Consider the following 23,038-nt stretch of genomic DNA (forward strand, 5'->3'; position numbering starts at 1 on the left):
CCAGGACCCCTGGTCTGTGCGAGGGGTCCGCGCTTGTCGCAGGCCTTGCTGCCTACGACCTGGTCTTCACCCGGGGCACCCCGCCACGGACGGAGGGTTGCCGGACAGCCGGCCGGGGCCTTTTGGCTGTCACTCATGACCTGCCATCGAACATACGCAGTCTGATCGTCCGCCCGCAACTCCGGTCCGGATCCCGGACCGACGGGGTCGGGGACAGGGGGTTTCTTCGCCCCGCCGCCCCTACCCGTCCCATCCCAGGGGCGCGTGGCTGTGACATCAGCGGCTCCGCCGCGGGGCGCGAGCAACCACCCACGCACCCGCAGCCGCCCGCGAACCCCAACGCACCACCCCCGCAGGCGCGCTACCCGTTGCTGACCGCCACCCAGCGGTCCAACGTCCGCTTCGCCGCCCCGGAGTCAATGGCCTCCCCCGCCTTGGCCATCCCCTCACGAAGCTGGTCCGCGAGCGGACCGGAACCCGGCGTCAGCGCCACCAGCGCCGCCGCCGAGTTGAGCAGCACAGCGTCCCGCACAGGCCCGGTCTCCCCGTTCAGCAAGCGCAGCGCCACGTCGGCGTTGTACGAAGCGTCGGCGCCTCGCAACGCCTCCACCGGCACCAACTCGATGCCCACATCCCGCGGATCGAACGTCTCCTCGTGGACCTTCCCGTCCTGTACCACCCAGACGCGCGACGTGGACGTGGTGGTCAGCTCGTCGAGACCGTCGTCACCGCGGAAGACGAGCGACGAGTTGCCGCGCTCGGCGAACACGCCGGCCATGATGGGTGCCATCCGCGCATCGGCGACCCCGACGGCCTGTGCCTTCACCCGGGCGGGATTCGTGAGCGGCCCGAGGAAGTTGAAGATCGTCCGGATACCGAGCTGTCCGCGCGCAGCACCCACGTGCCGCATCGCCGGGTGGAACTTCGCCGCGAAACAGAAGGTGATCCCCGCTTCCTCGGCCACCTCCGCGACCCGCTTCGGCGTCAGCTCCAGGTTGACGCCCAGCTTCTCCAGTACGTCCGAGGCCCCGGAGGCCGACGACGCCGCCCGGTTGCCGTGCTTGACGACCTTCGCGCCGGTCCCGGCGATGACGATCGCGGACATGGTGGAGATGTTGACCGTACGGGCCCCGTCCCCACCGGTACCGACGATGTCGACGGTCTCCCCCGGCACCTGGATCACGTTCGCGTGCTCGTACATCGCCCGGACGCACCCGGTGATCTCGCCGACGGTCTCCCCCTTGGCCCGCAGCGCCACCGCGAACCCGGCGATCTGGGCGTCGGTCGCCTCGCCGCGCATGATCAGGTCCATCGCCCAGGCTGTGTCGTCCGCGCTCAGATCACGCCCGTCCAGCAGTCCGTTCAGCAGCGCGGGCCAGGAACGGCCCGCCGCGGTGTCGCCTCCAGCGGGGGTCACAGCGTTCATCAGCCGCTCCTGGTCGTCGTACGTCCCGAAAGGTTGGCACCCACCCTATCCAGCCCCGGGGACGGCAAAGAGCCCCGTCCAGGCAATGGACGGGGCTCTTACCGTGGCAACGATCGGAGATCAGTGGTGGCCGTGGCCGCTCGTGATCTCCCGGTACTCCTCGGCGGTCGGCTTGGGGATCTGGCTGTCCTCCCCGTAGTACGCCTCGCTGAGCTTGGCCCGCAGCTTCTGCGGAGCCTTCACCTTGCGCTCGACGCCGTTCTCGTCGACCGTCGGGCCGATCTCGGCCGGCTGGTACTGCTCGTGCGCGGTGAGCACATGCAGCTGCTCCTGGCTGAGCGGCTCGTGGACCTCGATGAACTCACCGTGCGGCAGGCGCTTGATGATGCCCGACTCGCGGCCGTGCAGCACCTTGTCCTTGTCGCGGCGCTGCAGGCCGAGACAGATTCGCTTGGTGACGACGAACGCGATGACCGGTCCGACGAAGAACCCGATCCGGACGAACCAGGTGACCGCGTTGATCGACAGATGGAAGTGCGTGGCGACGATGTCGTTGCCACCACCGATCAGCATGATCATGTACGCGGTGATCCACGCGACACCGAAGGCCGTCCGGGTCGGGGCGTTGCGCGGCCGGTCCAGGATGTGGTGCTCGCGTTTGTCCCCGGTGATCCAGGATTCGATGAACGGATAGAGCGCGATCACTCCGAGGAAGAGACCGAAGAGCACCAGCGGGATGAACACGCCCAGGACGAGCGTATGGCCGGCGAAATTGATCTCCCAGCCGGGCATGGCGCGGATCAGTCCCTCGGCGAAGCCCATGTACCAGTCGGGCTGGGCGCCCGTGGACACCAGGTCCGAGCGATACGGTCCCAAATTCCAGATCGGGTTGATGGTCGCGACCGCGGCGAGGGCGGAGGTGAACCCGAAGACCAGGAAGAAGAAGCCTCCGGCCTTGGCCATGTAGACCGGCAGCAACGGCATGCCGACGACGTTCTTGTCGGAGCGGCCGGCGCCCGCGAACTGCGTGTGCTTGTGGTAGAAGACCAGGATCAGGTGGCCGACCACGAGCCCGAGCATGATGCCCGGCAGCAGCAGGATGTGGATCGAGTAGAACCGCGCGACGAAGTCGCCGCCCGGGAACTCCCCGCCGAACAGGAACATCGAGATGTACGTGCCGACGATCGGCGTGGCCAGGATCGCGCCCTGGGTGAAGCGGACACCGGTGCCGGAGAGCAGGTCGTCCGGGAGCGAGTAGCCGGTGAAACCGGTGAACATGCCCAGTACGAACAGCAGGAAGCCGAACAGCCAGTTGATCTCACGCGGCTTGCGGAAGGCGCCGGTGAAGAAGACGCGCATCATGTGCACGAACATGCCGGCCAGGAAGATGATCGCCGCCCAGTGGTGGATCTGCCGGATCAGCAGACCGCCGCGGACGTCGAAGCTGATGTCCAGCGTGGAGGCGTATGCCTCCGACATCAGCTGGCCCTGCATCGGCACATAACTGCCGTGGTACTCGATCTCGTTCATCGACGGGTGGAAGAACAGCGTCAGATACACACCCGTGAGGATGATGATGATGAAGCTGTAGAGGCAGATCTCGCCCAGCATGAAGGACCAGTGGTCCGGGAAGATCTTGCGCATATTGGCCTTGGCCAGGCCGTAGATGCCGAGGCGGCCATCAGCCCAGTCGGCGACCCGCTCGCCCGCGGGTGCCTTGCGGCGGTCGTCGGTTGAAGTGCTCATCCGCGCTCCCAGAAAGCAGGACCGACGGGCTCTTCGAAGTCGCCGAGCGCCTCGAGGTAGCCCTCGTCGTTCACGCTGATGCGCAGCTGCGGCAGAGCGTGACCGGCGGGGCCGAAGATCACTCGGGCACCGTCGGAGAGGTCGAAGGTGGACTGGTGACAGGGGCAGAGGACGTGGTGCGTCTGCTGCTCGTACAGGGAGATCGGGCAGCCGACGTGGGTGCAGATCTTCGAGTACGCCACGATGCCCTCGTGGGACCACTCGAGCTCGCGCTGGTCCTTGATGTCGTCGGGCTGCAGCCGGACGATCATCAGGGCCGCCTTGGCGATCTCGGTCTGGAAGTCGTGGTCGTGCTCCTCCAGGCCCTCGGGCTTGGCGAAGGTCAGTGAACCGACCGCGACGTCGGAGGGACGCAGCGGCTCGTTCGTGTTCATGTTGACGAGTAGCTTCCCCTTGGCCCACAGCGTGTGCCGCAGCTTGTCCTCCGGCAGCGGACCGAGGTCGCGCAGCAGGACCACGCCGGAGAGCGGGAACAGGGCCAGCGCGCCGAACATCGTGTTGCGGATCAGCTTGCGGCGGCCGAGGTCGGAGTCCTTGGCACCCTGCCGGAAGTCCTCCATGACCTTGGCCTTGACCTCGGGCGTGGCCTCGATCGCGTGCCGCTCGTCGACGAGTTCCACGTCGGACATCAGCGTGCGGGCCCAGTGGACCGCGCCCGCACCGATGCAGAACAGCGCGCTGCCGAGGGTCATGCCCAGCGCGAAGTTCAGCGCGCTGATGTGGCCGAGCGGCCAGATGTAGACCGACTTGTCGACCGGGATCGTCACGAACGCGGCGATGAAGCCGACCGTGGACAGCATCGACACCGTGAACAGGAGGGCGACCGTACGCTCGGACCGCTTGGCGGCCCGCTCGTCGATGTCCTGGATGCGGTGCTCGTGGGGCGGCAGCCCCGGGTCCGCGAACGGGTGTTTCTCGTCCGCGACGGCTACCCCGCCGTTCTTGTCGGCGGCCTGCTCAGCGGGCAGGTTCTCTTCCGGGGTTTCTTGGTTACTCATGACTTCCTGGCCTTTGCGGTCCGGGCGGCGACCCACACGGCGACGGCGATCAGTCCACCGAGACCGAAGACCCAGCCGAACAGGCCCTCGCTGACCGGCCCGAGGCCGCCCAGCTCCAGTCCGCCCGGGCTCTCCGACTTGTCGCTGTTGACCTCGTCCAGGTACGCGATGATGTCCTTCTTGTTCTTCTCCGTCAGCGTGGTGTCGGGGAAGGACGGCATGTTCTGCGGGCCGGTCTGCATGGCCTCGTAGATGTGCTTCGGATCGACGTCTTCCAGCGTCGGGGCGTACTTGCCGTCGGTCAACGCGCCGCCCTTGCCGGTGAAGTTGTGGCACTGCGCGCAGTTGGTACGGAAGAGCTCACCGCCCTTGGCGATGTCCGCGCCCTCCGGGTTGTACTGGTTCTCGGTCGGCACGGAGGGACCGGCACCCAGCGAGGCGATGTACGCCGCGAGCTGGTCGATCTCGGCCTGCGAGTAGATGTTCCTCTTCTGCGGCACCTGAGCGCCGGGCTGCTGCGCCGGCATACGGCCGGTCGCGACCTGGAAGTCCACGGCGGCGGCGCCCACACCCACCAGACTCGGACCGTCGGTGGTGCCCTTACCGCCGGTGCCGTGGCAACTGGCGCAACCGACGGCGTAGAGCTTCTGGCCCTCCTCGATGGTGAGGGACTGGGCGGTCTCATCGGCCACGGCCTTGTCCGGGGGCGCGACCAGGGTGTAGATCCCCCCGGTGGCCGCCAGCGCGATGAGTAGGACGACGACCGCCGCCAGCGGATGGCGTCGTCGTGCGGAGAGCTTTTTCACGGATTACCCCGGTGTCAGGATCTTCTGCGTCGATGCTTCTGGGATGTGCGCCTGTGGGGCGCTCGGGAGCGGGCCCGGCTACTTGATCATGTAGATCGTGGCGAAGAGGCCGATCCAGACGACATCGACGAAGTGCCAGTAGTAGGACACGACGATGGCGGCGGTCGCCTGCTCGTGCGTGAACCTGTGGGCCGCGTACGTACGCCCCAGGACCAGCAGGAAGGCGATGAGACCACCCGTCACGTGCAGGCCGTGGAAGCCGGTCGTCAGGTAGAACACCGAGCCGTACGGGTCTGACGAGAGCGACAGGCCCTCGTGCTTGACCAGCTCCGTGTACTCGAAGACCTGACCGCCGATGAAGATCGCACCCATGATGAAGGTGACGATGAACCACATCCGGAGCTTCTTCACATCCCCGCGCTCGGCGGCGAAAACGCCGAGCTGGCAGGTGAGGGAGGAGAGCACCAGGATCGTGGTGTTGGCCGCCGAGAACGGGAAGTTGAGGGTGTCCGCCATCTCCTTCCAGTGATCCGGACCGGTCACCGATCGCAGGGTGAAGTACATCGCGAAGAGGGCCGCGAAGAACATCAGCTCGGAACTCAGCCAGATGATGGTTCCGACGCTGGTGAGGTTCGGCCGATTGACCGACGGGTGCGCGTGCCCGGTTTCTACTGTCGTTGCTGTCGCCACGACCGACATTATGTCGGTCGCTTATCCCGCCCTCACCCCGGGGGGTGCCGTTCGGAGTGTCTGCCCGCTGTGCGCTGCTCGGATGGCTCAGGGAAGGGGCTACGGACCGGTGTGTAGCAGGTGTCCGAGGGAGTAGCATCCGCGCATCGGTCCATGACCGTATGACCCATGTCCGTACGACGTTCTTACGACGCGAGTCCCGAAGTCACGGAGGAACAATGCAGGCGACCGCCACGGTGCTGGTCTACAGCGACGACTCCAATACGCGGGAGCAGGTGCGGCTCGCCACGGGGCGCCGGCCGGCGAGTGATGTTCCTCAGGTCGAGTTCATCGAATGTGCGACTCCTGCGGCGGTTCTGAAAGAGCTGGACCGGGGTGGGATCGATGTCTGTGTGCTGGACGGTGAGGCCGTGCCCATGGGCGGCATGGGGATGTGCCGCCAGATCAAGGACGAGGTGTTCAACTGCCCGCCTGTGCTGTTGCTGATCGGACGGCCTCAGGATGCGTGGCTGGCCACGTGGTCCCGGGCGGATGCGACGGCAATCCTGCCGGTGGAGCCTGTCGACTTCGCGTCGGCGTTGGCTTCTCTGTTGCGACAGAAGGCTTTGAGCGCCTGAGAGCTCGGCCCAGTGGGTTGTCCGGCGGCTCCCGGCCGTTGTGGTTGATCGCGCCCACGCGGGGGAGCCGCAAATTGATGCAGCCCCGCGCCCCTTCGGAGCGCCCACTGAGCGTCCGCTTACGCCGGCACCGTCACGCCGATACCGGACTCAGGCGCGCCCTGTCCTGTGGGCTTGGGCCCTCCACCAGTGCGCTGCCCTTCTGCCAGTCCTGCCAGGTGAGGTTCCACTCGCCGAAGCCGTTGCCGAAGGGGGTCATCATGTCGCCGTTCGAGTTGACGACCTTGACCAGGTCGCCGGGGCGGACGGTCTTGAAGAACCAGGCGGCGTTCTCGGTGCTCATGCCGGTGCAGCCGTGGCTGACGTTGGCGGAGCCCTGGGAGCCGGTGGACCAGGGGGCGGCGTGGACGTACTCGCCGCTCCAGGTGACGCGGGTGGCGTAGTACACGGGCAGGTCGTAGTTCTCCGCGCTGCCCTCGGCGATGCCGATGCTGGTGCCGCGCATCCGTACGAAGTACTCCTTGCCGAGCACGACCTTGACGCCGTTACGGGTCTCGAAGCCGGGCTTGCCGGTGGTGATTGGGATCCGCTTGATCTCCTTGCCGTTCCGGTAGACCGCCATCGAGTGCGTGGCGGCGTCCGTGACGGCCTCGACGCGGTCGCCCGTGGTGAGCTTCAGGGGCTTGGCCTTGCCGCCCCAGAGCCGTTCGGCGACCTTTATGCCCGCGAGGTTGCTGGACGCGTGGATGGTGGCGTGGGCGGGCCAGTACTCCCTGGGCCGGTAGTGCAGGGTCTTGTTGTCCACCCAGTGCCAGGCGCCCTGCACGGCGGGCTGTGAGACGACCTTGAGGGCGCGCTCGACGACCTTGCGGGCAGCCTTGTCCTTGAGGGGGGCGCTGAGTTCGGCCGTGACGGGCTGGCCGACGCCGTACGTACCCGCTTTGGGGCCGAACGTGACCCCCAGCCGCTTCTTCGTGGTGGGCCTGCCGGTGTCGAAGGCGAGGACCTTGCGGCCGGGTTCCCCGTCCTCGTTCTCCGTGCTCACCCGCACCGTGTAGCGGGCGCCCGCGGCGAGCGGTGAGGTGCTGTGCCAGCGGGAGCCGTCCGCGGAGAGTTCGCCCGCCACGTACCGCCCGGCGGCGTCCGTGGCCGTCACGTCGGTGATGCGTCCGTCGGAGTCCTCAGCGGTGATCTCCAGCGGCTTGTCCGGGTCGGTCTTCTTGCCGTCGCCCACCGGGGCGTTGAAGGAGATCTGGTCCGTCGCGTCGTACGGACTGGCCGAGAGCGGGTGGCCGTCGGAGCTGCAGGCCGTGACGCCCGCGCCCAGGGTGACCAGTAGCGCGGTGCAGCCGGCTACCGTGCGGTTTCGCCGTGGGCGCGACGGTGTCGAGAGGCTGGGTGCGCGGAGGCCCGAAGGGTCGAGCACGGTCCGACTCTCGACACCGCCACGCGCCGACAGGCGCATATCGGACGCAGTGGCGCCCCGAAAAGACACTGAGAGGCTCATGCGTTCAACGTAGGAACGCATGACCACTGTGGCGCGGCGGGTGGCCCATGTGGGGGACGCGTTGTCCGGCAAACGAGGGAGCCCGGACCCTCCGTGACGGAGTGTCCGGGCTCCAGAGCGCCGAGCGCGTGTTACTGGGTGCGGTTCTCGCCGTGGTAGTACTCGAAGACCCAGCCCCACAGGCCGATCATGATGATCGGCAGCGAGAAGTACAGCAGCCACCAGCCGAAGACGACGCCCATGAAGGCGAGCGCGCCACCGATACCGAGGGAGAGCGGCTGCCAGCTGTGCGGGCTGAAGAAGCCGATCTCACCGGCGTCGTCCGCGACGTCGGCCTCCTTGTTGTCCTGAGCGCCCACGTCGACCCGCCGGGCCGTGAAAGCCAGGTAGTAGCCGATCATGATGCTCAGGCCGAAGCCCAGGAAGAGCGCCGTGGTACCGGCCGGCTCCTTCGACCACACGCCATAGACGATCGCCATGACCAGGATGAAGACGGCCAGCCAGATGAACATCTTGCCTTGGATCTTCACTTGCCGGCCTCCTTGCCACCAGCGAGGGACTTCTCGGCGGGACCGACGTTCTCGAGCTGGTCGATGGCGGCGATCTCCGGGTGGTGCAGGTCGAACGCCGGGGATTCACTGCGGATCCGCGGCAGGGTGAGGAAGTTGTGCCGCGGCGGCGGGCAGGACGTGGCCCACTCCAGCGAGCGGCCGTAGCCCCACGGGTCGTCGACTTCGACCTTCTTGCCGTACTTGGCGGTCTTCCACACGTTGTAGAAGAACGGCAGGATCGACAGGCCGAGCACGAAGGAGCTGATCGTCGAGATCGTGTTCAGCGCGGTGAAGCCGTCGGCCGCGAGATAGTCCGCGTACCGCCGTGGCATGCCCTCGGCACCCAGCCAGTGCTGGACGAGGAACGTGCCGTGGAAGCCGATGAACAGCGTCCAGAAGGTGATCTTCCCGAGGCGTTCGTCGAGCATCTTGCCGGTCATCTTCGGCCACCAGAAGTGGAAGCCGGAGAACATCGCGAACACCACCGTGCCGAAGACGACGTAGTGGAAGTGCGCCACCACGAAGTACGAGTCCGAGACGTGGAAGTCCATCGGCGGCGAGGCCAGGATGACACCGGTCAGACCACCGAAGGTGAAGGTGATCAGGAAGCCGGTGGCCCACAGCATCGGGGTCTCGAACGACAACGACCCCTTCCACATCGTTCCGATCCAGTTGAAGAACTTCACGCCCGTTGGCACGGCGATCAGGAACGTCATGAAGGAGAAGAACGGCAACAACACGCCGCCGGTGACGTACATGTGGTGCGCCCACACGGTGACCGACAGGCCGGCGATCGCGATGGTCGCGCCGATCAGGCCCATGTAGCCGAACATCGGCTTGCGGGAGAAGACCGGGATGACCTCGGAGATGATGCCGAAGAACGGCAGCGCGATGATGTACACCTCTGGATGGCCGAAGAACCAGAAGAGGTGTTGCCACAGCAACGCGCCGCCGTTGGCCGCGTCGAAGATGTGGGCGCCGAACTTGCGGTCCGCCTCCAGCGCGAACAGCGCGGCGGCCAGCACCGGGAAGGCCAGCAGCACCAGCACCGCGGTGAGCAGCACGTTCCACACGAAGATCGGCATGCGGAACATGGTCATGCCCGGTGCGCGCATGCAGATGATGGTGGTGATGAAGTTGACCGCGCCGAGGATGGTGCCGAAGCCGGAGAACGCCAGACCCATGATCCACATGTCGGCGCCGATGCCCGGCGAGCGGATCGCATCCGACAGCGGGGAGTAGGCGAACCAGCCGAAGTCGGCGGCGCCCTGCGGGGTGAGGAAGCCGCCCACCGCGATCAGCGAGCCGAACAGGTACAGCCAGTAGGCGAACATGTTCAGCCGCGGGAACGCCACATCGGGGGCACCGATCTGCAGCGGCATGATCCAGTTCGTGAAGCCGGCGAACAGCGGCGTCGCGAACATCAGCAGCATGATCGTGCCGTGCATCGTGAACGCCTGGTTGAACTGCTCGTTCGACATGATCTGGCTGCCGGGGCGCGCCAGTTCGGCGCGCATCAACAGCGCCATCACGCCGCCGATGACGAAGAACGCGAACGACGTGACCAGATACAGCGTGCCGATCGTCTTGTGGTCCGTGGTGGTGAGCCACTTGACGACGACGTTGCCGGGCTGCTTCCGCCGTACCGGGACCTCGTTCTGGTACGTGTCTTCCGGCGCGGCACCCTGAGGTTCGTTGAGGATGCTCACAGTTGGTTCGTCTCCCGGTTCTTCTCGTGGTCCGTCTGCTCGATACCGGCCGGGACGTAACCGGTCTGGCCCTTCTCCGCGAGCTCCCTGAGGTGGGCCTCGTAACGCTCGGGAGAGACGACCTTCACGTTGAAGAGCATCCGGGAGTGGTCGACGCCGCACAGTTCGGCGCACTTGCCGAGGAAGGTGCCCTCCTTGTTGGGGGTCACCTGGAAGGCGTTGGTGTGGCCCGGGATGACGTCCTGTTTCATCAGGAACGGCACCACCCAGAAGGAGTGGATGACGTCACGCGAGGTGAGGACGAAGCGGACCGTCTTGCCCTTGGGGAGCCAGAGGGTCGGGCCGGGGTTTCCGGTCTGCGGGTTCTCCGAGCCGGGCGTGCCGACGTCGTAGACGCCGCCGGCGTTCGCCGGGAAGTCGTCCTTGAACCGGGTCGGAATCGCGTCCAGGTTCTCGTCGGTCTTCGCGTCGCCGTCCGAACCTTCGACGTCCTCGACGTAGTTGAAGCCCCAGCTCCACTGGTAGCCCACGACGTTGATCGTCACGTCGGGCTTCTTGGAGGTGTCGAGGAGCTCCGACTCGTCGCGGGCGGTGAAGTAGAAGAGCACCGAGACGATGATGAGCGGGACGACCGTGTACAGCGCCTCGATGGGCATGTTGTACCGGGTCTGCGGGGGAACCTCGACCTTGGTGCGGCTGCGCCGGTGGAAGATGGTGCTCCACAGGATCAGGCCCCACACCAGCACGCCGGTGGCGAGCGCGGCAGCCCAGGAGCCCTGCCACAGGGAGAGGATCCGCGGAGCCTCTTCCGTGGTCGGGGTCGGCATACCGAGGCGGGGGAAGTCTTCCCAGTTGTACGAGCAACCAGAGGCTGTCGCCAGAACCAGGCCCGCAGTCAGTGCCTGCAGCAGCTTCCGCCGGAGCGGGCGCCGCGGCGTGGGGGTACCGCCCGCGCCCCCCGGGGCGTGGGGGAGGTCGGAGCCGTTGGGACTCACGTAGCGCCTTCCCGAGAGTCTCGCCCGCGCGTGTTGGCTGCGGCCTTCTCGGTGGTCGGTCGCCGCCCTGCGTCGGGCAGGGGTTTGGATGTTTATGCGGACCAAACCCTAGCCGACGCTCTCCGAGGGTTCGCGGGGAGGGGGCCCCAACGTGCCGCGAGTCGCTCCCGGGGTCACGCCGACGGGTTGGACGCCCTTGGGATCGCTTTCAACCGGCGGGGTCGGGACGCCCAATTGCTCGGTCGTGCGGCTTTGTGCGGCGAGTGCGGGCTGTCCGTGGTTTCTCGCGCCAACGCGGCGGAGCCGCATCTCGACACAACCCCGCGCCCCTGCCGGGGCGGTGCCCTGCTGGAAGTCTTAGCGTTGCTGTGTGGCCTACTTTGACGCTGCTTCCAGCGCTCCTCTTCATCCCGTCGCCCGGCAGGCTCTGCAAGCTTCGCTCGACGAGGGGTGGGCCGATCCCGCGCGGCTCTACCGCGAAGGGCGGCGCGCCCGGCTGTTGCTCGATGCGGCGCGGGAAGCCATGGCCGAGGCCGTTGGGTGTCGGGCGGACGAGCTGGTCTTCACCTCATCCGGTACCTCGGCCGTGCATTCCGGGGTCGCCGGGGCGCTGGCGGGACGTCGCCGTGTCGGGGGCCACCTGATCGTGTCTGCAGTCGAACACTCTTCGGTGCTGCATGCGGCGGAGGTTCACCGGGCCGAGGGCGGGACGGTGACCGAAGTGCCCGTACGGCGCACGGGAGCCGTCTCCCCCGACGCGTACGCCGCCGCGCTTCGCCCGGACACCGCGCTCGCCTGTCTGCAGTCGGCCAACCATGAGGTGGGTACGGAGCAGCCGGTCGCCGCGGCCGCCGCCGCGTGCCGTGCGGCGGGCGTACCGCTGTTGGTGGACGCGGCGCAGTCGTTGGCGTGGGGGCCGGTCGAGGGTGACTGGTCGTTGCTGACGGGCAGCGCCCACAAGTGGGGCGGGCCGTCGGGTGTCGGGCTTCTCGTCGTGCGCAAGGGGGTGCGGTACGCACCTCAGGGCCCCGTCGACGAGCGGGAGTCGGGGCGCGCTCCCGGTTTCGAGAACATCCCCGGCATCGTCGCCGCGGCGGCCTCGCTGCGCGCGGTGCGCGCTGAGGCCGCGGCGGAGTCGGCCCGGCTGCGGGAGTTGACGGACAGGATCCGGGCGCGGGTGCCGAAGCTGGTGCCGGATGTGGAGGTGGTGGGCGAGCCGGTACGCAGGCTCCCCCATCTGCTCACCTTCTCCTGTCTTTATGTCGACGGAGAGACATTGCTGCACGAGCTCGACCGCGAGGGCTTCTCGGTGTCGTCCGGATCGTCCTGCACGAGCAGCACGCTGACGCCGAGCCATGTGCTGAAGGCGATGGGGGTACTGACGGAGGGCAACGTCCGGGTGTCGTTGCCTCTGGGCACGTCCGAGGAAGACGTGGACCGCTTCCTGGAGGTGCTGCCGGGCGCGGTCTCGACGGTCCGCGACAAGCTGGGCGCTCCGGTCCACGCGCCGAAGGCCCCCGCCGCCGAGGACACCCTCACCGTGGACGCGCTCGGCAGGCGCTGCCCCATCCCGGTCATCGAACTCGCGAAGGTCATCGACAACGTCCCACTGGGCGGCACGATCCGCGTCCTTTCGGACGACGAGGCGGCCCGCCTGGACATCCCGGCGTGGTGCGCGATGCGGGGTCAGGAGTACGTCGGGGAGGAGCCGGCGGACCACGGTTCGGCTTACGTGGTCCGCCGGACGTCGTAGCCGGGCGACTGCCGGGCCAGATGTCGGGCCAGATGTCAGGCCGGCCGTCAGGCCAGGTGAGCCTGGACCTCCGCCGCCGCGTCATGGCCGTACGCCTTGGTGAAGCGGTCCATGAAGTGGGTACGGCGCAGCTCGTACTCCTGGGTGCCCGTGGTCTCGATGACCAGCGTGGCGAGCATGCAGCCGACCTGGGCGGCGCGCTCGTGCGACACGCCCCAGGCCAGGCCCGAGAGGAAGCCCGCGCGGAACGCGTCGCCGACGCCCGTCGGGTCGACCTTCGCCGTCTCCTCGGCGGTGCCGACTTCGAGGGTCTCCACGCCGACGGCCTCGATGCGGACGCCGCGCGCGCCGAGCGTTGTCACACGGTGACCGACCCTGGAGAGGATCTCGGCGTCCGTCCAGCCGGTCTTGGACTGGATGAGCCCCTTCTCGTACTCGTTCGAGAAGAGGTACGTCGCGCCGTCCAGCAGTATCCGGATCTCCTCGCCGTCCATGCGCGCGATCTGCTGGGAGAAGTCGGCCGCGAAGGGGATCCCCCGGGTGCGGCACTCCTCGGTGTGCCGGAGCATCGCCTCGGGGTCGTCCGCGCCGATGAGGACGAGGTCGAGCCCGCCGACGCGGTCGGCGACCGACTTGAGCTCGATGAGCCGGGCCTCGCTCATGGCGCCGGTGTAGAACGAGCCGATCTGGTTGTGGTCGGCGTCCGTGGTGCAGACGAAGCGCGCTGTGTGCAGCACCTCGGAGATGCGTACGGACGCGGTGTCGACGCCGTGCCGGTCCAGCCAGGCCCGGTACTCGTCGAAGTCGGCGCCCGCGGCTCCGACCAGGATCGGCGAGGAGCCGAGCTGGCCCATGCCGAAGGCGATGTTGGCGCCAACACCTCCGCGGCGTACTTCGAGGGAGTCGACCAGGAACGAGAGCGAGACCGTGTGCAGCTGGTCCCCGACCAGCTGGTCGGCGAAGCGCCCGGGGAAGGTCATGAGGTGGTCGTTGGCGATGGAGCCGGTGACTGCGATACGCACGGCTAGGACACACTCCTGCGAGGAGGGAGATTGACAGTTCACGCTATCGGGTCGGCTCCACGACTTCGAAGCGGGCAGAACTACCCGATAGTAGGGCTTTTGCCGTAGGCCTTGCGGTGCATACGGTTCCAATATGACGAACCTCAAGATCCACGGATCCGCTCCGCTCGGCCTCGAGGGGTCTGTCGACCTCGAGGGCGGCCTCGCGGAGCTGCGCGGCGACTGCGCGCGGATGGTGCCGCACTGGGCCGCACCCGCCCGGATCACTCCCCTCCCGGTGTCCCCTTCACTCATCCACGGCGTCACGGTTCCGTCGACGTCCGCGCGACTGCTGGACGCGATGTCGGACTACGGGGACTGAAGGCTCCGCTGGGAGGACGATTCAAAGCTGCGGGTTCGTTGTGGCTGGTCGCTCCCCCCCCACTCTCGGCTCCTCCCCTACTCTCGGCTCCGCTCGAGCGGGGCCCCGTGAGCGGGGCCCCATCGCGGCGGAGCCGCACATTGACCCGGCCCCGCGCCCCTGAAGGGGTGCGACGCCGCGAACGGCCCCAGGAGGGAACCATGCGCTCCCCCGCCGCGTCCCATGGCTGTCCCCCGTAAAGGGGAGACGGGATACGACCCTGCTGCGCCCTGCCCTGTCAGGGCTGGGTCTCATGGGACCGCGGTGCGGTAGAAGGAGCGATGCGGTGAACACCGAGCGACCCGATGACGATGCCGTCCGGGAGGAAGCCATCCCGGACGAAACGGTCGGGGACGAGGCTGCCCAAGACGAAACCGTCCGGGACGAAGCCACCCCGGACGAGACCGTCCGCAAGGAAGCCACCCAGGACGAACCCGTCGGGGACGAGGCTGCCCAAGACGAAACCGTCCGGGACGACGTCGGCCGAGGCGAGGCCGGTCAGGACCAGGCCGCCCAGAACGAGGTCGTCCGGGGCGAAGCTGCCCGCAACGAACCCGTCCGGCCGCGCCGGAGGCGTTCAGCGGTCGTCGCCGCCTCGGTCGCGGCCGCGGTGCTGCTCGTCGGAGGTGGCGGGGCGTACTTCGCCACGACCGCGGCGGGCGGTGGTGGCGCCGATGACCGGGGCGGGTCCGGTACGCCGGGCGACGTCGGCGATCCGCCGCCGCTCGCCCTGGACGGCTACACCGAGAGCGGTACGGGCGACCCGAACGGCATCGCGCCCGGCGAGCCCGACCCGAACGGCACGAAGTACCGCTTCGAGGGCAAGGCCCCCCAGGGCCCCGACTCCGCGCCCGTGTACCGCGCGAAGGGCGAGGTCACTGCGGCAGAGGTGGCCGACCTTGCGAAGGCCCTCGGCGTGCAGGGCAAGCCGACAGCGGAGGGCGAGGCCTGGAAGGTCGGGGCCGCCAAGGACGGTTCGGGACCGAGTCTCCAGGTGAACAAGAAGGCGCCCGGCATCTGGACGTACAGCCGCTCTGTCCCCGGCACCGTTCCCTGTGAGAGCACCACGGTGTGCGAGAGCGACGCGACCGCCCCGGACGCCAAGGTCGACCCGGTGAGCGTGGACGCCGCGAAGAAGGCCGCCGCGCCCGTCCTGAAGGCGATCGGCCAGGACGACGCGAAGCTGGACGCGAGTCAGCTCATGGGCACCAAGCGCGTGGTGAACGCCGAGCCGGAGGTCGGCGGGCTGCCGACGTACGGCTGGACGACCGGTGTCCAGATCGGCGCGGACGGTCGAGTCGTGGGAGGCAGCGGCCAGTTGAAGGCCCCGGTGAAGGGCGACACGTACCCGGTGCTCGACGCCGAGCAGACGCTCGACCTCCTGAACCGGTCCGCGGGCGACGGGCGCGTGGGCATCGGCGGGTGCGCCACCCCAGTACCCCTGGAGGACGGGGAGAAGGGGACGGACAATGTCACGTGCGGGCCGTCGACCTTGGAGTTCACGCCCGCTGCGGTAGTCGAGGGCGCCACCTTCGGTCTGGCGTCGCACTTCGTGGACGGGCAGCAGGCGCTGGTGCCGTCCTGGCTCTTCGAGGTACGGACCGAGGGGGCCGAGGAGAGCTACACGGTGACGCATCCGGCGGTCGAGCCGAGGTATCTGACCTCTCCGGACCAGCCGGGGAACACTCCGGCCCCTCCGACCGCGAAGCCCGGGGAACCCGGTGACGAGCCGAGCGCCGCGCCATCCCAGCGGAACGTCAGGGTCGAGGGCTACAGCGCGGACGACACAAAGCTGACCGTGCGCTTCACGGGCGGTGTGTGCAGTGACTACTCGGCGTCGGCCGAGGAGACGGGCAGCACCGTGACGGTCAAGGTGACCGAGACACCGTGGAAGGACAAGGTCTGCATCATGATCGCGAAGACCTTCCACAAGACGGTGGACCTGAAGGAGCCGCTCGGCGACCGCAAGGTCGTGGGCACGGACGGCAAGGCGCTGCCGCTGGAGAAGGACCTGCCGAAGCTGACGAAGTAAACCAAGTAGGCCTGCCGGGCAGGGCCTGAACCCGCGAAGGCGGCGCCCCGTTGGAGGGGGCGCCGCCTTCCTGCGTTACACGGCCTTCTGTACTGGGACGTACGAGGCCGGGCTCCGGGTCAGCTGAAGGAGTCGCCGCAGGCGCAGGAACCCGTCGCGTTCGGGTTGTCGATCGTGAAGCCCTGCTTCTCGATCGTGTCCACGAAGTCGATGGAGGCGCCGCCCAGGTACGGAGCGCTCATACGGTCGGTGACGACCTTCACGCCGCCGAACTCCTTCACGACGTCGCCGTCGAGGGAGCGCTCGTCGAAGAAGAGCTGGTACCGCAGGCCGGAGCAGCCGCCGGGCTGAACGGCGACGCGCAGCGCCAGATCGTCGCGGCCTTCCTGCTCCAGCAGGCCCTTGACCTTGGCCGCGGCGGCGTCCGACAGGAGGATGCCGTCGCTCACGGTGGTGGTCTCGTCCGATACGGACATCTGCTTCTCTCCCGGGTTGTACGGAGACTGCTTGCCGACGGTTGCAACCGGCGGGGCCGCGGATTCATTCCGGGCCGAGCGCGTGTCTTTCGCTTGCTCCTTCATGCTCGCACATGCGGTCGGGACCGGAAAATGTCCTGTGGGAAGCCCGGCGCCGAGCCCGGTGCCTGTGGACAAGCCCGGTACACGCCCGTGCGTACGCCTTGGCGTCCTGGGTGAACGCCCTCGTGTACGCCTTCCCGCAACCTGCCCTTCCGCCGCTTCTCACCCGCCCGGAACCGGATGGGAACGCGGCGGGATTCACGTCACATCGACAATATGGACATCGTCAAACTGACGTGAAGCGGTTATGATAAATAACGTCAATTCGACGAAAAGGCTTGTCCCGCTTGATCGTTCCAGGTGATTCAAGCGAGCCGCAGAACAGAAAGGGTGCGTGTTTCGTGACCACCGCCCAGACCCAGGAGCTCGACGTACAGCCGACGCCCCTCGCCCTGCTGCTGCTCGGCCGCGAGGCCGACCCGAGGAGCGAGCGCGGCGTCGAGTGTCCCGGAGACCTGCCCTCGCCGTCCGACCCGGACCTGGTCGAGCGCGCCCGCGCGGCCAAGGAGAAGCTCGGCGACAAGGTCTTCGTGCTCGGCCACCACTACCAGCGCGACGAGGTCATCCAGTTCGCAGATGTCACCGGGGACTCCTTCAAGCTGGCCCGGGACGCTGCCGCGCGCCCGGAGGCCGAGTACATCGTGTTCTGCGGCGTGCACTTCATGGCGGAGTCCGCGGACATCCTGACGTCCGACGACCAGAAGGTCGTCCTCCCCGACCTCGCCGCCGGCTGCTCGATGGCCGACATGGCGACGGCCGAGCAGGTCGCCGAGTGCTGGGACGTGCTGACCGAGGCCGGGATAGCCGAGCAGGTCGTCCCCGTCTCGTACATGAACTCGTCCGCGGACATCAAGGCGTTCACGGGCAAGCACGGCGGCACGATCTGTACGTCGTCCAATGCCAAGCGCGCCCTGGAGTGGGCCTTCGAGCAGGGCGACAAGGTGCTCTTCCTGCCCGACCAGCACCTGGGGCGGAACACCGCGGTGCGGGACATGGGCATGTCTCTGGAGGACTGCGTCGTCTACAACCCGCACAAGCCGAACGGCGGGCTGACCGCCGACCAGCTGCGGGCCGCGAAGATGATCCTGTGGCGCGGCCACTGCTCGGTGCACGGCCGCTTCAGTCTCGAGTCGGTCGAGGACGTACGGGCCCGGATCCCCGGCGTGAACGTCCTCGTCCACCCCGAGTGCAAGCACGAGGTGGTGGCCGCGGCGGACTACGTCGGTTCGACCGAGCACATCATCAAGACCCTGGAGGCGGCTCCGGCGGGCTCCAAGTGGGCCATCGGCACGGAGCTGAACCTGGTCCGCCGCCTGGCGAACCGTTTCGCACCCGAGGGCAAGGAGATCGTCTTCCTCGACAAGACGGTCTGCTTCTGCTCGACGATGAACCGCATCGACCTCCCCCACCTGGTGTGGGCGCTGGAGTCCCTGGCCGAGGGCAACCTCGTGAACCGCATCGAGGTCGACCGGGAGACCGAGCAGTTCGCGAAGCTGGCGCTGGAGCGGATGCTGGCGCTGCCGTAACTCGGTCCCCGATCCCGCTCACCCCGAGGCGGACTTCCGCTCGGGGTGAGCGGGATCGAGGCTGAAGACCGTGCCGTCCGGGATGGTCACCAGCAGCGCCCCCTCCTGGAGCAGCACCTCGGGCCCGGCAGTGAGGCCGGACGACGACACCTTCTCGGCCCGTGGCAGCGTCTCCCACAGCAGCGTGCCCTTGCGCGTGTCGAGGGCGGCTACGCGGCCGCTGGCACTGGCCAGGTACAGAGCCCGTGTCCGCGGGTCGTACGCGGGCAGGCTCGGCAGTTCCAGGCTGGTCGAGGTCTGCGAGCCCGGCTCGTAGCCTCGTCAACCCGAACGAATGAGGCTCGGCCTCGGGCCGCCGGAGTTCACTCCACCCTTGGACGTACCAGCCCCGACTCGTAGGCGATGACGACCAGTTGGGCCCGGTCGCGGGCACCCAGCTTGGCCATGGCTCGGTTGACGTGGGTCTTCACGGTGAGTGGGCTGACCTCGAGGCGTTCGGCGATCTCGTCGTTCGAATGGCCGCCCGCGACCTGGACGAGGACTTCGCGTTCGCGGCCGGTCAGCGCGTCGAGGCGTTCGGCGCGGGCCGGGTCCCGGTCGTCGTCCCCGTCGCCCTGCGCGAGGAACTTGGCGATCAGTCCCTTGGTGGCCACCGGCGACAGCAAGGCCTCACCGCTCGCCGCGACCCGGATGGCGTTGAGCAGCTCGTCCGGCTCGGCCCCCTTGCCGAGAAAGCCGGAGGCGCCGGCCCGCAGGGACTGCACCACGTACTCGTCGACCTCGAAGGTCGTCAGCATGACCACGCGTACGTGCGTGAGGCCCGGGTCGGCGCTGATCATCCGGGTCGCGGCGAGACCGTCCGTGCCGGGCATGCGGATGTCCATCAGGACGACGTCGGCCCGCTCCTCGCGCGCGAGCCGCACCGCCTCGGCGCCGTCCGAGGCCTCGCCGACGATCTCCATGTCGGGCTCGGAGTCGACCAGCACACGGAACGCGCTCCGCAGCAGGGCCTGGTCGTCGGCGAGCAGGACGCGGATGGTCATGCGGGGTCCCCCGTGGGTGCCGTTGATCTGGCTGCCGCGGGCCTCGACGGCACGTTCGCCGAGGCAGTGCCCCCGACCGTGTCCGCGGTGCGGCTCTTGACCGGCAGGATCGCATGGACGCGGAAGCCGCCTCCGTAGCGGGGTCCGGCGGTGCAACTGCCGCCGAGCGCGCCGACCCGCTCGCGCATGCCGAGCAGCCCGTGCCCGCCGTTCTCGTCCTGCCGGGCCTCCGCGTCGTCGCCGGGTCCGTCGTCCAGCACGGTGATCTCCACGTTCGGTCCCACGCGTACGACGCTGACCTCGGCCTTCGCCTCCGTACCCGCGTGCTTCTGCACATTGGTGAGGGCTTCCTGGATGACGCGGTACGCGGCCAGGTCGACGGCCGCGGGCAAGGTGGTTCCATGGTCGGCGCGGGCCACCTCGACGGGCAGGCCCGCGCTGCGGAAGGTGCCGACGAGTTCGTCGAGCCGGTCCAGGCCGGGGGCCGGTTCTGTGGGCGCCTCGGGGTCGCCGGACTGCCTCAACAGGCCGACGGTGGCGCGGAGCTCGTTGAGCGCGGAGCGGCTGGCCTCGCGTACGTGCGCGAGGGCTTCCTTGGCCTGGTCGGGACGCTTGTCCATGACGTGGGCGGCGACCCCGGCCTGGACGTTGACGAGCGCGATGTGGTGGGCGACGACGTCGTGCAGATCGCGGGCGATCCGGAGGCGTTCCTCGGCGACGCGGCGGCGGGCTTCTTCCTCACGGGTGCGTTCGGCCCGTTCTGCGCGCTCTCTTATGGCGTGCACGAAGGCCCGGCGGCTGCGCACCGCGTCGCCCGCGGCGGCGGCCATGCCCGTCCAGGCGAAGATGCCGAGGTTCTCCTGCTCGTACCAGGGCATGGAGCCGGCGAGCATCGCGACGCCCGTCAGGACGGTCATGGTGAGCAGGCCGACCCGCCAGGTGGTGGGCCGGTCGGTCGCCGACGCCACCGTGTAGAGGGCGACCACGGCGGACATGACGACCGGGGTCCGCGGGTCACCGCTGACCAGCTCCAGGAGGGAGAGGGCGCCCGTTACGGCGAGTACCGGCAGGGGGCCGCGGCGACGGAAGACCAGGGTGACGGCGGCCAGCGTCATCAGGATGAGGCCCAGCGCGTCGGGTGTCTGCGTGCCCCAGGTCTTGCCGCGGTCGTGCTCGTCCGGGGCGACGAACGAGGCGACGATCATGCACCCCAGGACGGCTGCCGCCAGCGCTCCGTCCACTGCCAGCGGGTGGGCCCGCAGCCAGGTTGCGGTGCGCTTGATTGTGGTCACGCGTTCACCGTACGGGGCCACTGCGCTGGGCGGAACGGGGGCGCCTACGGGGCTGGCGGGTTCAGGGTCGTGGGCGAGTGCGGGTTCGTTGTGGCTTGTCGCTCCCCCGCTCTCGGCTCCGCTCGAGCGGGGGGACCCCCATCGCGGCGGAGCCGCACATTGATACAGCCCCGCCCCGTTCGAAGGTCCGGGTTTTCGTCAGCCCGGGATCAGGCCGTCCTCGCTCAGCATCTCCCTGACCTCCTCCAGTGTTGCCTCGGGGGACGGGAGGATCAGTTCCGAGGGTTCCAGGGCGTCGTCGGGGAGTGGCGCGCCCAGGCGGCGTACTGCTGCGAGGAGTGCTCCCAGGGTGCGGCGGAAGCCCTCCTCGTCGCCGGACTCCATTTCTGCCAGGAGTTCGTCGTCCAGCTTGTTCAGTTCGGTGAAGTGGGCGTTGTCCAGCTTCACCTGTCCCTCCCCCATGATCCGTACGATCACGACGCCCTCCTCAAGGCGTGGGACTGCTACGGCGTGGGACTCACTGCTTGTCGAAGCGCGGAGTGTCCCGTGGCTGGTCCTGTGCCCCTGACTGGGACTGGTCCTGGGACTGAGTCTGACCCGTACCGCCCTCGATCGCCTGCTGGGGCGACGAGGGGCCGGCCAGCTCCGCCTTCATGCGCTGGAGTTCCAGCTCCACGTCCGTGCCACCGGAGAGCCGGTCCAGCTCGCTCTGGATGTCGTCCTTGGCCAGCCCGGACGAGTCGTCGAGGGCACCGGAGGCGAGCAGTTCGTCGATGGCGCCGGCTCGGGCCTGGAGCTGCGCCGTCTTGTCCTCGGCGCGCTGTATGGCCAGACCGACGTCGCCCATCTCCTCGGAGATCCCGGAGAAGGCCTCGCCGATCCGGGTCTGCGCCTGGGCGGCGGTGTACGTGGCCTTGATCGTCTCCTTCTTCGTACGGAAGGCGTCGACCTTGGCCTGCAGCCGCTGGGCGGCGAGCGTGAGCTTCTCCTCCTCTCCCTGGAGGGTCTGGTGCTGCGTCTCCAGGTCAGTGACCTGCTGCTGGAGCGCGGCACGGCGCGACAGCGCCTCACGCGCCAGGTCCTCCCGGCCGAGGGCGAGGGCCTTGCGGCCCTGGTCCTCCAGCTTCGAGGACTGGCTCTGGAGCTGGTTGAGCTGCAACTCCAGGCGCTTGCGGGAGGTCGCCACGTCGGCGACTCCGCGGCGCACCTTCTGCAGCAGCTCCAGCTGCTTCTGGTACGAGTAGTCGAGGGTTTCGCGAGGGTCCTCGGCCCGGTCAAGGGCCTTGTTCGCCTTCGCGCGGAAGATCATCCCCATACGCTTCATGACACCGCTCATGGGCTTCGCGCGCCCCCTTCTGACGGACTCCAGCTCCAGCGACTGCAACAGAACCCACGGTACGGGCTCTGCATCCATTACCGCACTGTTCGGGGACGGATGCGCTCATCCCCAAGGACGACTGTGGTCGGTACCGCTCCCGCGTAGGGAGTAGGTGCCTCCCGGGGTTAGGTACGGGACGAGTTCGGGATTACCTCAGGCGCACTGGGGGCGAACCGTCGGCAATGCCCTCTCTGTGTCCCCCCTGTGCCCCTACAGACGACGGGTGTTGCCGGATCGTTCCCCTCTGGACTGTGGTCCATGCCTGGATACCCCTTACCCTTGGGTTTTGTGTTCCGTAGCCGTGCCAAGGAAGAGAAGGCCCCCGCCGACAAGGCGCAGGTGACCGACTCCAAGCAGCCCCGCGACCCGCAGGCCCCCAAGGGTCGCCCCACGCCCAAGCGCAGTGAGGCCCAGTCCCAGCGCCGCAGCGTCGCCAGTACGCCGACGAACCGCAAGGAGGCGGCCAAGCAGCAGCGCGAGGACCGCCGCCGTGCGCTGGCGAAACAGCGCGAGGCGCTGGCCAGTGGTGACGAGCGCTATCTGCCCGCCCGTGACAAGGGCCCGGTGCGCAAGTACGCGCGCAATTTCATCGACTCGCGGTTCTGCGTCGCCGAGTTCTTCCTGCCGATGGCCGTGGTCATCCTCGTACTGAGCATGGTCCAGATCCCGCAGTTGCAGAACATCGCTCTGCTGCTGTGGCTCTTCGTCATCGTGATGATCGTGGTCGACTCGATCGGCATCACGATCCGCCTGAAGAGGCAGCTGAACGAGCGCTACCCGGACGAGTCCAAGCGCGGCGCCCTCGCCTACGCGCTGATGCGCAGCCTCCAGATGCGTCGCCTCCGGCTGCCGAAGCCGCAGGTCAAGCGCGGAGAGCGGCCCTGAGCGCGGCAGCTTTCACAGGTGGTG

At 68.3% G+C, this 23,038-nt stretch carries 22 protein-coding genes and 1 riboswitch; of the genes, 6 read left to right on the plus strand and 16 right to left on the minus strand.

What is annotated here, in order from left to right; all coding sequences use genetic code 11:
* Window positions 1-24: 24 nt before the first annotated feature.
* Window positions 25-141: riboswitch (SAM riboswitch) on the minus strand.
* A gap of 220 nt (window positions 142-361) precedes the next feature.
* From trpD to ACFYO0_RS21440, 5 genes are all read right to left on the minus strand, one after another.
* On the minus strand, window positions 362-1,426 hold the full coding sequence (gene trpD / locus ACFYO0_RS21420) for an anthranilate phosphoribosyltransferase (RefSeq protein WP_388678155.1): 1,065 nt from the start codon (window positions 1,424-1,426) through the stop codon (window positions 362-364).
* Window positions 1,427-1,546: 120 nt separating this feature from the next.
* Window positions 1,547-3,172, minus strand: a complete 1,626-nt coding sequence (locus tag ACFYO0_RS21425; protein ID WP_388678157.1) for a cytochrome bc complex cytochrome b subunit — start codon at window positions 3,170-3,172, stop codon at window positions 1,547-1,549.
* Complete coding sequence (locus ACFYO0_RS21430; protein WP_388678160.1) at window positions 3,169-4,230, minus strand: Rieske 2Fe-2S domain-containing protein; 1,062 nt, start codon at window positions 4,228-4,230, stop codon at window positions 3,169-3,171. Before ACFYO0_RS21430 ends, ACFYO0_RS21425 begins: the two co-directional genes overlap by 4 nt.
* Window positions 4,227-5,036: a c-type cytochrome gene (locus tag ACFYO0_RS21435; protein ID WP_388678163.1), complete on the minus strand. Its 810-nt coding sequence runs from the start codon at window positions 5,034-5,036 to the stop codon at window positions 4,227-4,229. Before ACFYO0_RS21435 ends, ACFYO0_RS21430 begins: the two co-directional genes overlap by 4 nt.
* A gap of 78 nt (window positions 5,037-5,114) precedes the next feature.
* The gene (locus ACFYO0_RS21440) at window positions 5,115-5,735 is read right to left on the minus strand and encodes a heme-copper oxidase subunit III (RefSeq protein ID WP_386346018.1); all 621 of its coding nucleotides are present in this window, start codon (window positions 5,733-5,735) and stop codon (window positions 5,115-5,117) included.
* Between the two features lie 209 nt (window positions 5,736-5,944).
* Between ACFYO0_RS21440 and ACFYO0_RS21445 the strand changes: the two genes are divergently transcribed.
* Window positions 5,945-6,343: a hypothetical protein gene (locus tag ACFYO0_RS21445; protein WP_344392396.1), complete on the plus strand. Its 399-nt coding sequence runs from the start codon at window positions 5,945-5,947 to the stop codon at window positions 6,341-6,343.
* 133 nt (window positions 6,344-6,476) lie between these two features.
* Here ACFYO0_RS21445 and ACFYO0_RS21450 read toward each other — a convergent pair whose 3' ends face one another.
* From ACFYO0_RS21450 to coxB, 4 genes are all read right to left on the minus strand, one after another.
* A complete protein-coding gene (locus tag ACFYO0_RS21450) occupies window positions 6,477-7,769 on the minus strand; it encodes an Ig-like domain-containing protein (RefSeq protein ID WP_388678167.1) in 1,293 nt (430 codons plus the stop codon).
* A gap of 212 nt (window positions 7,770-7,981) precedes the next feature.
* Window positions 7,982-8,380: a cytochrome c oxidase subunit 4 gene (locus ACFYO0_RS21455; RefSeq protein ID WP_344392398.1), complete on the minus strand. Its 399-nt coding sequence runs from the start codon at window positions 8,378-8,380 to the stop codon at window positions 7,982-7,984.
* Window positions 8,377-10,110: a cytochrome c oxidase subunit I gene (gene ctaD / locus ACFYO0_RS21460; RefSeq protein ID WP_388678170.1), complete on the minus strand. Its 1,734-nt coding sequence runs from the start codon at window positions 10,108-10,110 to the stop codon at window positions 8,377-8,379. Before ctaD ends, ACFYO0_RS21455 begins: the two co-directional genes overlap by 4 nt.
* A complete protein-coding gene (gene coxB, locus ACFYO0_RS21465; protein WP_344392401.1) occupies window positions 10,107-11,105 on the minus strand; it encodes a cytochrome c oxidase subunit II in 999 nt (332 codons plus the stop codon). The genes ctaD and coxB overlap by 4 nt, the downstream gene beginning before the upstream one ends.
* Before the next feature lie 370 nt (window positions 11,106-11,475).
* Here coxB and ACFYO0_RS21470 point away from each other — a divergent pair, with 370 nt between their 5' ends.
* Window positions 11,476-12,858, plus strand: coding sequence for a cysteine desulfurase/sulfurtransferase TusA family protein (locus tag ACFYO0_RS21470; RefSeq protein WP_388678174.1), 1,383 nt, complete (start codon window positions 11,476-11,478; stop codon window positions 12,856-12,858).
* 47 nt (window positions 12,859-12,905) lie between these two features.
* On the opposite strand, the gene ACFYO0_RS21475 is transcribed toward ACFYO0_RS21470, so the two are convergent.
* Window positions 12,906-13,880: a carbohydrate kinase family protein gene (locus ACFYO0_RS21475; protein WP_388678177.1), complete on the minus strand. Its 975-nt coding sequence runs from the start codon at window positions 13,878-13,880 to the stop codon at window positions 12,906-12,908.
* Window positions 13,881-14,013: 133 nt separating this feature from the next.
* Here ACFYO0_RS21475 and ACFYO0_RS21480 point away from each other — a divergent pair, with 133 nt between their 5' ends.
* Window positions 14,014-14,241, plus strand: coding sequence for a hypothetical protein (locus ACFYO0_RS21480; protein WP_386346028.1), 228 nt, complete (start codon window positions 14,014-14,016; stop codon window positions 14,239-14,241).
* Between the two features lie 325 nt (window positions 14,242-14,566).
* A complete protein-coding gene (locus ACFYO0_RS21485; RefSeq protein ID WP_388678179.1) occupies window positions 14,567-16,312 on the plus strand; it encodes a hypothetical protein in 1,746 nt (581 codons plus the stop codon).
* Window positions 16,313-16,431: 119 nt separating this feature from the next.
* On the opposite strand, the gene ACFYO0_RS21490 is transcribed toward ACFYO0_RS21485, so the two are convergent.
* Window positions 16,432-16,788: an iron-sulfur cluster assembly accessory protein gene (locus tag ACFYO0_RS21490; protein WP_165262550.1), complete on the minus strand. Its 357-nt coding sequence runs from the start codon at window positions 16,786-16,788 to the stop codon at window positions 16,432-16,434.
* Window positions 16,789-17,231: 443 nt separating this feature from the next.
* Between ACFYO0_RS21490 and nadA the strand changes: the two genes are divergently transcribed.
* Window positions 17,232-18,416 carry a quinolinate synthase NadA gene (gene nadA / locus ACFYO0_RS21495; RefSeq protein ID WP_388678183.1) on the plus strand — a complete coding sequence of 395 codons (1,185 nt, stop codon included), beginning with the start codon at window positions 17,232-17,234 and terminating at the stop codon, window positions 18,414-18,416.
* Between the two features lie 18 nt (window positions 18,417-18,434).
* Here nadA and ACFYO0_RS21500 read toward each other — a convergent pair whose 3' ends face one another.
* The 5 genes from ACFYO0_RS21500 to ACFYO0_RS21520 all read right to left on the minus strand — a co-directional run bounded on the left by ACFYO0_RS21500 (window position 18,435) and on the right by ACFYO0_RS21520 (window position 22,087).
* A complete protein-coding gene (locus ACFYO0_RS21500) occupies window positions 18,435-18,566 on the minus strand; it encodes a hypothetical protein (protein ID WP_388678185.1) in 132 nt (43 codons plus the stop codon).
* A 212-nt stretch (window positions 18,567-18,778) separates the two neighbouring features.
* Window positions 18,779-19,459: a response regulator gene (locus ACFYO0_RS21505; RefSeq protein WP_388678188.1), complete on the minus strand. Its 681-nt coding sequence runs from the start codon at window positions 19,457-19,459 to the stop codon at window positions 18,779-18,781.
* Window positions 19,456-20,751: a sensor histidine kinase gene (locus ACFYO0_RS21510; protein ID WP_388678191.1), complete on the minus strand. Its 1,296-nt coding sequence runs from the start codon at window positions 20,749-20,751 to the stop codon at window positions 19,456-19,458. The genes ACFYO0_RS21505 and ACFYO0_RS21510 overlap by 4 nt, the downstream gene beginning before the upstream one ends.
* A 198-nt stretch (window positions 20,752-20,949) precedes the next feature.
* Window positions 20,950-21,228, minus strand: coding sequence for a hypothetical protein (locus tag ACFYO0_RS21515; protein WP_388678193.1), 279 nt, complete (start codon window positions 21,226-21,228; stop codon window positions 20,950-20,952).
* A gap of 40 nt (window positions 21,229-21,268) precedes the next feature.
* Window positions 21,269-22,087, minus strand: coding sequence for a PspA/IM30 family protein (locus ACFYO0_RS21520; RefSeq protein ID WP_386346049.1), 819 nt, complete (start codon window positions 22,085-22,087; stop codon window positions 21,269-21,271).
* 300 nt (window positions 22,088-22,387) lie between these two features.
* On the opposite strand from ACFYO0_RS21520, the gene ACFYO0_RS21525 reads away from it, so the two are divergent.
* Complete coding sequence (locus tag ACFYO0_RS21525) at window positions 22,388-23,014, plus strand: DUF3043 domain-containing protein (protein WP_388678195.1); 627 nt, start codon at window positions 22,388-22,390, stop codon at window positions 23,012-23,014.
* The last annotated feature ends 24 nt before the right edge of the window (window positions 23,015-23,038 follow it).

Source organism: Streptomyces sp. NPDC006365 (assembly GCF_042870755.1).
Lineage (GTDB): Bacteria > Actinomycetota > Actinomycetes > Streptomycetales > Streptomycetaceae > Streptomyces > Streptomyces xiangluensis.

Excerpts from the sequence above, each read along its gene's own strand:
- ACFYO0_RS21430 (WP_388678160.1), bottom strand. The coding sequence starts at position 4,230 with ATGAGTAACCAAGAAACCCCGGAAGAGAACCTGCCCGCTGAGCAGGCC.
- ACFYO0_RS21520 (WP_386346049.1), bottom strand. The coding sequence starts at position 22,087 with ATGAGCGGTGTCATGAAGCGTATGGGGATGATCTTCCGCGCGAAGGCG.
- ACFYO0_RS21525 (WP_388678195.1), top strand. The coding sequence starts at position 22,388 with ATGCCTGGATACCCCTTACCCTTGGGTTTTGTGTTCCGTAGCCGTGCC.
- ACFYO0_RS21440 (WP_386346018.1), bottom strand. The coding sequence starts at position 5,735 with ATGTCGGTCGTGGCGACAGCAACGACAGTAGAAACCGGGCACGCGCAC.
- ACFYO0_RS21505 (WP_388678188.1), bottom strand. The coding sequence starts at position 19,459 with ATGACCATCCGCGTCCTGCTCGCCGACGACCAGGCCCTGCTGCGGAGC.
- ACFYO0_RS21425 (WP_388678157.1), bottom strand. The coding sequence starts at position 3,172 with ATGAGCACTTCAACCGACGACCGCCGCAAGGCACCCGCGGGCGAGCGG.
- trpD (WP_388678155.1), bottom strand. The coding sequence starts at position 1,426 with ATGAACGCTGTGACCCCCGCTGGAGGCGACACCGCGGCGGGCCGTTCC.
- ACFYO0_RS21490 (WP_165262550.1), bottom strand. The coding sequence starts at position 16,788 with ATGTCCGTATCGGACGAGACCACCACCGTGAGCGACGGCATCCTCCTG.
- ACFYO0_RS21445 (WP_344392396.1), top strand. The coding sequence starts at position 5,945 with ATGCAGGCGACCGCCACGGTGCTGGTCTACAGCGACGACTCCAATACG.
- ACFYO0_RS21480 (WP_386346028.1), top strand. The coding sequence starts at position 14,014 with ATGACGAACCTCAAGATCCACGGATCCGCTCCGCTCGGCCTCGAGGGG.